General features: G+C 74.1%; 8 protein-coding genes and 1 pseudogene. 3 read left to right on the top strand and 6 right to left on the bottom strand.

All coding sequences use genetic code 11. The features are described from left to right. Positions 1-139 precede the first annotated feature (139 nt). From ABZ793_RS20185 to ABZ793_RS20175, 3 genes are read right to left on the bottom strand one after another with little or no spacing between them, the layout of a single operon-like run. On the bottom strand, positions 140-997 hold the full coding sequence (locus ABZ793_RS20185) for an ABC transporter permease (RefSeq protein ID WP_357459338.1): 858 nt from the start codon (positions 995-997) through the stop codon (positions 140-142). Continuing rightward, positions 994-2007, bottom strand: coding sequence for an ATP-binding cassette domain-containing protein (locus tag ABZ793_RS20180; protein ID WP_357459336.1), 1014 nt, complete (start codon positions 2005-2007; stop codon positions 994-996). The genes ABZ793_RS20185 and ABZ793_RS20180 overlap by 4 nt, the downstream gene beginning before the upstream one ends. Positions 2008-2033: 26 nt before the next feature. After that, positions 2034-2588, bottom strand: a complete 555-nt coding sequence (locus ABZ793_RS20175; RefSeq protein ID WP_357459333.1) for an NAD(P)H-dependent oxidoreductase — start codon at positions 2586-2588, stop codon at positions 2034-2036. 190 nt (positions 2589-2778) lie between these two features. Here ABZ793_RS20175 and ABZ793_RS20170 point away from each other — a divergent pair. Then, a pseudogene (locus tag ABZ793_RS20170) lies at positions 2779-3051 on the top strand (GNAT family N-acetyltransferase); the annotation flags it as partial. Between the two features lie 49 nt (positions 3052-3100). On the opposite strand, the gene ABZ793_RS20165 reads toward ABZ793_RS20170, so the two are convergent. From ABZ793_RS20165 to ABZ793_RS20155, 3 genes are all read right to left on the bottom strand, one after another. Next, positions 3101-3802, bottom strand: a complete 702-nt coding sequence (locus ABZ793_RS20165; RefSeq protein WP_357459329.1) for a hypothetical protein — start codon at positions 3800-3802, stop codon at positions 3101-3103. An 80-nt stretch (positions 3803-3882) separates the two neighbouring features. Continuing rightward, on the bottom strand, positions 3883-4734 hold the full coding sequence (locus ABZ793_RS20160; RefSeq protein WP_357459327.1) for an aldo/keto reductase: 852 nt from the start codon (positions 4732-4734) through the stop codon (positions 3883-3885). Positions 4735-4848: 114 nt separating this feature from the next. Next, a complete protein-coding gene (locus tag ABZ793_RS20155) occupies positions 4849-5805 on the bottom strand; it encodes a LysR substrate-binding domain-containing protein (RefSeq protein ID WP_357459325.1) in 957 nt (318 codons plus the stop codon). A 52-nt stretch (positions 5806-5857) separates the two neighbouring features. On the opposite strand from ABZ793_RS20155, the gene ABZ793_RS20150 reads away from it, so the two are divergent. Together ABZ793_RS20150 and ABZ793_RS20145 are read left to right on the top strand one after the other, a co-directional pair. After that, the gene (locus tag ABZ793_RS20150) at positions 5858-6766 is read left to right on the top strand and encodes a serine hydrolase (RefSeq protein ID WP_357459322.1); all 909 of its coding nucleotides are present in this window, start codon (positions 5858-5860) and stop codon (positions 6764-6766) included. A gap of 153 nt (positions 6767-6919) precedes the next feature. Next, a complete protein-coding gene (locus tag ABZ793_RS20145) occupies positions 6920-7909 on the top strand; it encodes an MBL fold metallo-hydrolase (RefSeq protein WP_357459319.1) in 990 nt (329 codons plus the stop codon). Positions 7910-8020 lie beyond the last annotated feature (111 nt).

Below are 8020 nucleotides of genomic sequence, written 5' to 3'. Positions count from 1 at the left end.
CCACTTTTCCCCACCCCCGCCCTTTTCCGCCGCGCCCGCGGGGGGGGCGCCCCCCCGGGGCCCGGCGGCCCCCTCCCGCCAATCCCTCGGGGGGCCGGCCCCCCCCACGCGTCCGTGGTGGTGCCCGTCGCCGCGAGGATCAGCGGCGGTTGTAGCGGTACATCGTCAGGACGCCGAAGACCACCAGGAAGCCGGCGCTCCACACCAGCGTCCACATCGTGCTCGACGCGTCGGACGCCCCCGACATCGTCGCCCGCACCGACGCCACGAGCTGGGTGACCGGGTTGACCTTCACGAACGCCTGCAACCAGCCCGGCATGGTGGCCGGCTCGACGAAGACGTTGCTCAGGAAGGTCAGCGGGAACAGCACCATCATGCTGACCCCCATCACCGACTTCTCGCTGCGCAGCACCAGGCCGAAGAACGTCCAGACCCAGGAGAACGCGAACGAGAAGACCACCAGCAGGCCGATGCCGCCCAGCACGCCGAGCAGCCCGCCGTCGGGGCGGAAGCCCAGCACCAGCCCGACGCCGAGGATGACCACGGCGGCCAGCACGTACCGCAGCACGTCGCCGAAGATCATGCCGACCAGCGCGGCGGGCCGCCAGACCGGCAGCGTCCGGAACCGGTCGAAGACGCCCTTCTCGATGTCGGTGTTCAGGCCCACCCCGGTGTACATGGTGATCATCACGACGCTGGTCACCATGATGCCGGGCAGGAAGAACTGCAGGTAGTCCCGGGGGCTGTCGGCGAGGGCGCCGCCGAACAGGTACGTGAACATCAGCACCATGATGATCGGGAACGCCGTCACGTCGAACAGCTGCTCCGGCACGTGCTTGATCTTCAACATGGCCCGCCAGCCGAACGTCAGCGACGCCGACAGCGGGCTCGGGCGGGGCGGCCGGGTGCCGGGCGCGAGAACGGTCGCCAGCGCCTCCGCCGACGGTACGTAGACCGACGGGGCCGGCCCCGTCGTGGTGGTGGCGTTGCTGCTCATCGGGCTGCCTCCAGCTGCTCGTCCCGCTCGTCGGCGCCGACCGCGGGGTGGTCGGTCAGGGCCAGGAAGACCTCGTCCAGGCTCGGCTGGCCGAGGGAGAAGTTGTCGACGACGATGCCGGCGCGGGCCAGGTCGCCGAGGACCCGGGCGGCCTGCTCGCTGGCGTCGAGGTCGCCGCCCTCGCCGCCGACGCGGGCGGTCAGCGCCACCGGGTCGGGTTCGAGCTGGACCGGCACGCCGAGCACCGCGTGCAGCAGCCGTTCCGCCTCGGGCCGCTGGTGCGCGTCCCGCAGTCGCAGGTGGACGGTGCCGGAACCGACCGAGGACTTCAGCTCGCCCGGGGTGCCCTCCGCGATCACCCGGCCGTGGTCCACCACCGCGATCCGGCCGGCCAACTGGTCGGCCTCGTCCAGGTATTGCGTGGTCAGCAGCACCGTGGTGCCGTGCGCCACCACGGCCCGGACGATCTCCCACACCTGGTTGCGGCTGCGCGGGTCCAGCCCCGTCGTCGGCTCGTCGAGGAACAGCAGGTCCGGGGTGTTGAGGATGCTCGCGGCGATGTCGATGCGCCGCCGCATGCCGCCGGAGTACTTCTTGACCTGCCGGTCGGCCGCCTCGGTCAGCCCGAACGCGGCGAGCAGCCCGTCCGCCCGCTGCCGCGCGGCCGGCTTGCCGTGCCCGAGCAGCCGACCGAGCAGGATCAGGTTCTCCAGCCCGGTCAGGTCCTCGTCCACGGAGGCGTACTGGCCGGTGAGGCTGACCCGGGCCCGGACGGCGTCGGCCTCGTGGACGACGTCGTGGCCGAACACCCGTGCCCGCCCGCCGTCGGGGCGCAGCAGCGTGGCCAGCACCCGCACCGCCGTGGTCTTGCCGGCGCCGTTGGGGCCAAGCACCCCGTAGACGGTGCCGGCGGGCACCGCGAGGTCCAGGCCGTCCAGCGCCCGGGTGTCCCCGAACGAGCGGGTCAGCCCCTCGGCCTCGATGGCCAGGCCGGTGCTGCGTCTATTCATGATCTCTACCCTTCCTTCGCGAACTGTCAGGAGACGTACGGGCGAGCGGCGCGGCCGTCGCGCAGGGCCAGGCCCCACCAGCAGAGCTGGCCGAGCAGCACGCGGGCGGCCCGGCGCAGCTGGTCGGTGGCCAGCGGGGCCGGCTCGTCGCAGAGCAGGTCCACGCCGACGACGTCGCGCATCGTGACGGCGTGCAGGGCGGTGAAGACCGTCCGGAGCTGGTCGACGGCGTGCAGGCCGACGGAACCACAGCCGTACGACACGAAACCGACCGGCTTCGCCTGCCACTCGTCGTACGCGTAGTCGATCGCCTGTTTCAACGACGCGGGGAAGCTGTGGTTGTACTCCGGGGTGACCACGACGAACGCCTCCGCCCGGCCCACCTGCTCGGCGAACGCGCGCATCGCCGGGGTCGGCTCCGCCGGGTAGCCGGCGGGAAAGTCGTAGTCGGCGAGGTCGACCACGCTGACCGCCAGCCCGTCGTGCCGGTCGGCCCGGTCGACGAACCAGCGGGCGACCCGGTCGCCCACCCGCCCCTCCCGGGTGCTGCCGATGATCACGGCCAGTCGCAGTGGGTCCACGCTTCCTCCTCCCGGCCGCTCCGGTCCCACCCGTCAGGCGCGAGACGGTGGCCGGCGGCCCGCCAGATCGGATCTAGCGGCCTCGCGAGGCGCAGCCGCGTCCGGCCCCAGGTAGCCGCGGTCTGCCGGTCCGACCCGCTCGGGCCGGTCGGGACCGCGGTTCGTCGGTGGTGGCTGTCATGGGCGCTACGTGCGCTTAGGCGACACCGGCCACGGCTGCATGCATGCCGTGGTGCTGCCCGGCGGGGCCAGAGTGGGCAGCATCGGATACTGGGCGCGCGACTGGCACGACCAGCGGGTCTACGAGCTGGGCTGGGCGATCCTGCCCGGGCACCAGGGCCGGGGGCTGGCGACGGCAGCGGTGCGCGCGGCGGTGGCGGTGGCCCGCCCCCGGCCAACCCGCCGCTTCGCGCACGCCTACCCGTCGATCGACAATGCCCCGTCCAACGCGGTCTGCCGCAAGGCGGGCTTCACGCTGCTCGGCGAGACCGGCCGCACGCTCGCGGCGGTGCTCAGGCGGCCTTCTCCAGCGCGACGGTCGCCAGCGGGGCCACCTTGGCGAGCAGCGCGGCGCCGGCGGCCAGGTCACCGTCGGCCGCCGAGACGTCCACCTGGACCACGAAGTTGCCCCGGACCAGCAACAGCGTGCACTGGTGGCGCGTGGCCTGGCCGATCAGCTTCTCGCAGAACGTGACGACGGCCGGGCCGTTCGGCACCGGTGGGGGCGACGGCTGCACGATCACCGACGTGCGGCCGTCGTCGGGCACCTCGTACTTCTCGCACGTCTTCAGGACGGTTCGCAGTTCGTCGGCGAGCTTGCGGCCGGGCACCTTGAGGTAGCCGACCACGTACTGCCGGATCCACACGGTCTCGCCGTCCCAGATCCGCTCCCGGTGGGCGGTGCGCCTGCGGTCCGAGGGCAGGGCGTCCCGGCACAGCGAGATCAGCTTCCACGCGTCGCTGTTCTCCTCGGTGTGCTCCGCCGTCTCCGGGTGGAACTCCGTGCCCAGCGTCAGCATCGCCGCCGTGACCCGGCTGCGTACCTCGGCGGTGGAGGTCGGGGCGGGGCGCGGCGGCGACGCGGTCGGCGAGGCCGGCGCCGACGCCGACGCCGGCGCGGACCAGCGGGGGGCGTCGGCGGCCCGGCCGGGGGCGCAGGCGGCGGACCCGGCCAGGGCCAGCAGCGCGAACAGGACCAGAGGAGTGCGGCGCATCATCGCGGCGGCGCTGTCCTTTCGTACGGTAGGAGAGGGCCGTCCGGCCCGTTCTACCTGCGCCGTCCCGCCGTGTCGTGTTACGCCGGGAGGTAGTCGAAGGTGTCCGGATGCCCGCCCTGGCGGCCGGCCTCGCCCCGGTCCAGCCCGGTGATCCGCTCCATCGCCGCGTCGTCCAGCTCGAAGTCGAAGATGCGGACGTTCTCCTCGATCCGCTCCGGGGTGGTCGACTTCGGGAAGATGATGTCGCCGCGCTGCACGTGCCAGCGCAGCACCACCTGGGCCGGTGTCCGGCCGACCTGCTCGGCGACGTCGACGACCGTCGGGTCGCCCAGCACCTTGCCCTGCGCGATGGGCGACCACGCCTCGGTCAGGATGTTGTGCCGGTGGCCGTACGCGCGCACCTCCTCGTTGCCGAAGTACGGGTGGACCTCGACCTGGTTGACCGCCGGCACCACGTCCGCCTCGGCGGCCAGCCGCTCCAGGTGCGGCACCTGGAAGTTCGACACCCCGATCGAGCGGGCCCGGCCGTCGCGCTGGAACTCCGCCAGCGTCTTCCACGTCGAGACGAAGTCGCCGTCGTAGAGGGTGGGCAGCGGCCAGTGGATCAGGAACAGGTCGATGTGGTCCATCTTCAGCGCGGCCAGCGTCGACTCGAACGCCTTGCGGGCGTCGTCGGGCCGGTGGAAGGCGTTGCTCAGCTTGCTGGTCACGAAGACCTCGTCGCGGTCCAGCCCCGACTCGCGGACCGCCTGGCCCACCTCCGCCTCGTTGCCGTACATCTCGGCGGTGTCGATGTGCCGGTAGCCGGCCTCCAGGGCCTTGCGGACCGCGGCGACGGTGTCCTTCGGGTCGATCTGGAACACCCCGAAGCCGAGCTGCGGGATGGTGTTGCCGTCGTTCAGGGAGATGATGGGGATCGCGTTCGCCATCGGGGCTCCTTCGCCGGTCGTCACGAAGCCGGGTGCGCGGAACCGCTGCCACGCCCGGCGGGCCATCCCCTGGCGTACCCCGGATCGGAGGTGTTCCAACGGGTGATCCCGGCCTCAGGTCGGCTCGTCGAAGAGCACCGGCCAGGGCCGGGGCGCCGGCACGGGCGGCGGCGCCGGGGGCGCGGACCCGTCGGCCAGCACCTCCGCCGCGAGCTGCCCGAACATCGGCGCGGCCGGGTGCGCGGACCGGCGCGGCCAGGCCGCCGAGGTGCGCTTGACCAGCGGCGACCCGGCGATCGGCCGCCAGGCGATCCGGGGTTCCCGGCGGGCAGTCGCCGCGGGCTCGACGGCGACCCCGCCGCCGGCCAGCACCAGCCCGAAGAGAAACTCGGGGTTGCGCGCCGGGCGGACCCGCGCCGGCGTGAATCCGTGCCGGCGGCAGACGTCGAGCAGGTGGTCGTGCCAGCCGGGCGCGGTGGCCCGGGGCGCGGTGACCAGGTCCAGGCCGGCCAGCGCCGCCAGCTCCACCTCCCGGCCCCGGGCCAGCGGCGACGCCCGCGGCAGCAGCACCCCCAGCGGTACGTCGACGGCGGCGCCGAGGCGCAGCCCCTCGTCGGTGACGGGGTGGTGGAGCAGACCGACGTCCAGCCGCCCCTCGGCCAGCATCCGCTCCTGCTCGCCGCTGGTCAGCTCGTGCAGGTCCACGTCGAGCCCGGGCGCCCGGTCGGCCAGCCGGTCGAGCAGCTCGCGCAGGGTCACCGCGGGCGTCTCCGGGGGCACCCCCGCCCGGAGCACCCCGGACACCCCCTCGCGCACCTGGCGCATCAGGTTGCGCAGCCGGCCCTCCCCGGCGAGCAGGTCCTCGGCCTCGCCGAGCAGCAGTTGACCGGCGGCGGTCAGGCGCACCTGACGGCGGGACCGGTCGAACAGCTCCACCGCCAGCTCCCGTTCCAGGCGCTGCACCGACTGGCTCAGCGGCGGCTGGGCCATGCCGAGCAGTTCGGCGGCCCGGCCGAAGTGCAGCTCGCGGGCGACCACCACGAAGTGCCGCAGGTGCCGGAGCAGGTCCACGGCCGGACCCTACGCCAGCGCCCCGACGCGGGCGGCGGCTACGGTGCGTAGCGTGGTGACGGAGCGGATCGCGGAGATCTTCGAACGGGTCGGGGTCACCGGCAGCCTGCACGTGGTCGACGTCGACGCGGCCGACGACGGCGCGGGGCAGCCCGGCGGCCGGCGGGAGGTGGCGGTCCGGGCCGACGAGCAGGTGGTGATCGCCTCGATCTTCAAGATCCTGCTGGTGCTGGAGTTCGCGCGGCAGGTCGTCGCCGGCCAGCTCGACCCGCAGGAGCGGGTGCTGGTCACCGCCGCCGACCGGCTCGGCGGGTGGGGGATCGCCGGCTGCGCCGACGACGCCGAGGTGTCGCTGCGGGACCTGGCCTACTTCGCCATGTCGGTCAGCGACAACACCGCCGCCGACCTGCTGCTGCGCCGGGTCGGCGCGGACGTGCTGCCGATGCTCGCCGCCGAGCTGGGGCTGCCGCGCACCCGGATCGTCGGCGGCCCCCGGCACCTGGTGGAGACGATGCTCGCCGACGTCGGCGCGCGCACCGAGGGGGACTTCGCCCGGATCTTCCCCACCCTGCCCGCCGAGCGGGTCCGCGCGATGCGGGTGTTCGACCCCGCGCACACCACGTCGAGCACCGCCCGCGAGATCACCCGGCTGCTCGGCCTGGTCTGGCGGGACGAGGCCGGCCCGCCCGGGGCCTGCGCGATGGTCCGGGGCTGGATGGCCCGGCAGCTCTTCTGGACCCGGCTGGCCGCCGGCTTCCCGCCCGGGGTGCGGGTGGCCGGCAAGACCGGCAGCCTGCCGGGGCTGCACCTGGAGGCCGGCGTGGCCGAGTACCCGGACGGCGGCCGGTATGCGATCGCCGTCTTCGCCCGCGCCGCCCACCTCGCCACCCGCCGCATCGACGTCGACCTGGCGATGGGCGAGGCGGCCCGCACCGCCGTCGAGGCGCTGCGCGCCGGCTGATTTCCGGCCGGAACGAGCCGCGTCGGGCCCCGCTGAGCTGGTCCGATATGCCGGCGGGTATCGGCCGATCCGGCCGTGGATCTTGGACCGGGCGGGGGGCGTGCTGATTGGCTCGGCACCGACCGATCAACACCACGACGGGGAGAGTTCCGCATGCCCAACCTCGACCGCCGCCGCTTCCTCCGCGACGCCGCCGCCAGCACCGCCCTGGTCTCCGCCGGCGGGCTCGCCGGCGCCGCCCTGGCCGGCCCGGCGCAGGCCGCACCGCCGGCCACCGCCCCGGTCGCCGCCGCACCGGCCGCCCGCCGCCGCGGCCCGGTCAGCTTCCGCTGGTGGGGTACGACGGCCTGGCGCATCGACATCGGCGACCGCACCGTCCTGGTCGACCCCTTCCTCAGCCGCATCGACACCGGGCTGTTCAAGGGCGCCTTCGACACGGCCACGCCGCTGGAGGTCCGCACCGACGTGGTGGACTCCCTCGTGGACCGGGCCGAGACGGTGCTCGTCACGCACACCCACTGGGACCACTACATGGACGTGCCGCACATCGCCGGCCGCACCGGCGCCCGGGTCGTCGGCACGCTGACCGCCTACCACCTCGGGCTGGCGTACGGGCTGCCGTCGGGGATGCTCAGCCCGGTCCGGGGTGGGGAGGTGCTGGACTTCGGCGCCTACACCGTGGAGGTGGTCAGCTCGCTGCACAGCCGCAACGCGTCGTACTCGATGGCGTTCCCCGGCGTACGGGTCAGCCAGCCGGCGCGGCCGGCCACCATCGCGGACCTGCCGGAGGGGGACACGCTGGCGTACCAGGTGCGGGTGGCCGACGGGCCGTCGGTGTTCTTCATGGGTGCGAGCGACTTCGTCGCGCGGAACCTGACCGGCCTCGCCCCCGACGTGGCCATGGTGGCGCTGCCGAGCACCACCGCCACCGCCGACTACGCCGAGCGGCTGCTCGACGCGCTGGACCGGCCGAAGGTCGTGGTGCCGGTGCACTTCGACAACTTCGAGACGGAGCTGCGCAACCCGGTGCCCGTGCCGCCGAAGGACCGGGAGCGGCTCGACGGGCTCATCGCGGCGGTGCGGCGGGTCTCCCCGCGCAGCCGGGTGGTCGTGCCCGAGTACCACACCGCGTACCGCTTCTGAGGGGGACCGTGCGGTCGCGGCCCGGGGCCTTCTTCCTGCCCGAAGCGACACGCCTGCTGTTCGACCACCTGACCGCCGCCGGCGGCACGCTGTCCCGGCCCGGGATCGTCG

Source organism: Micromonospora sp. NPDC047465 (assembly GCF_040643125.1).
GTDB lineage: Bacteria > Actinomycetota > Actinomycetes > Mycobacteriales > Micromonosporaceae > Micromonospora.
This window is presented reverse-complemented; position numbering and strand designations above follow the sequence as displayed.

Excerpts from the sequence above, each read along its gene's own strand:
- ABZ793_RS20185 (WP_357459338.1), bottom strand. The coding sequence starts at position 997 with ATGAGCAGCAACGCCACCACCACGACGGGGCCGGCCCCGTCGGTCTAC.
- ABZ793_RS20180 (WP_357459336.1), bottom strand. The coding sequence starts at position 2,007 with ATGAATAGACGCAGCACCGGCCTGGCCATCGAGGCCGAGGGGCTGACC.
- ABZ793_RS20165 (WP_357459329.1), bottom strand. The coding sequence starts at position 3,802 with ATGCGCCGCACTCCTCTGGTCCTGTTCGCGCTGCTGGCCCTGGCCGGG.
- ABZ793_RS20160 (WP_357459327.1), bottom strand. The coding sequence starts at position 4,734 with ATGGCGAACGCGATCCCCATCATCTCCCTGAACGACGGCAACACCATC.
- ABZ793_RS20145 (WP_357459319.1), top strand. The coding sequence starts at position 6,920 with ATGCCCAACCTCGACCGCCGCCGCTTCCTCCGCGACGCCGCCGCCAGC.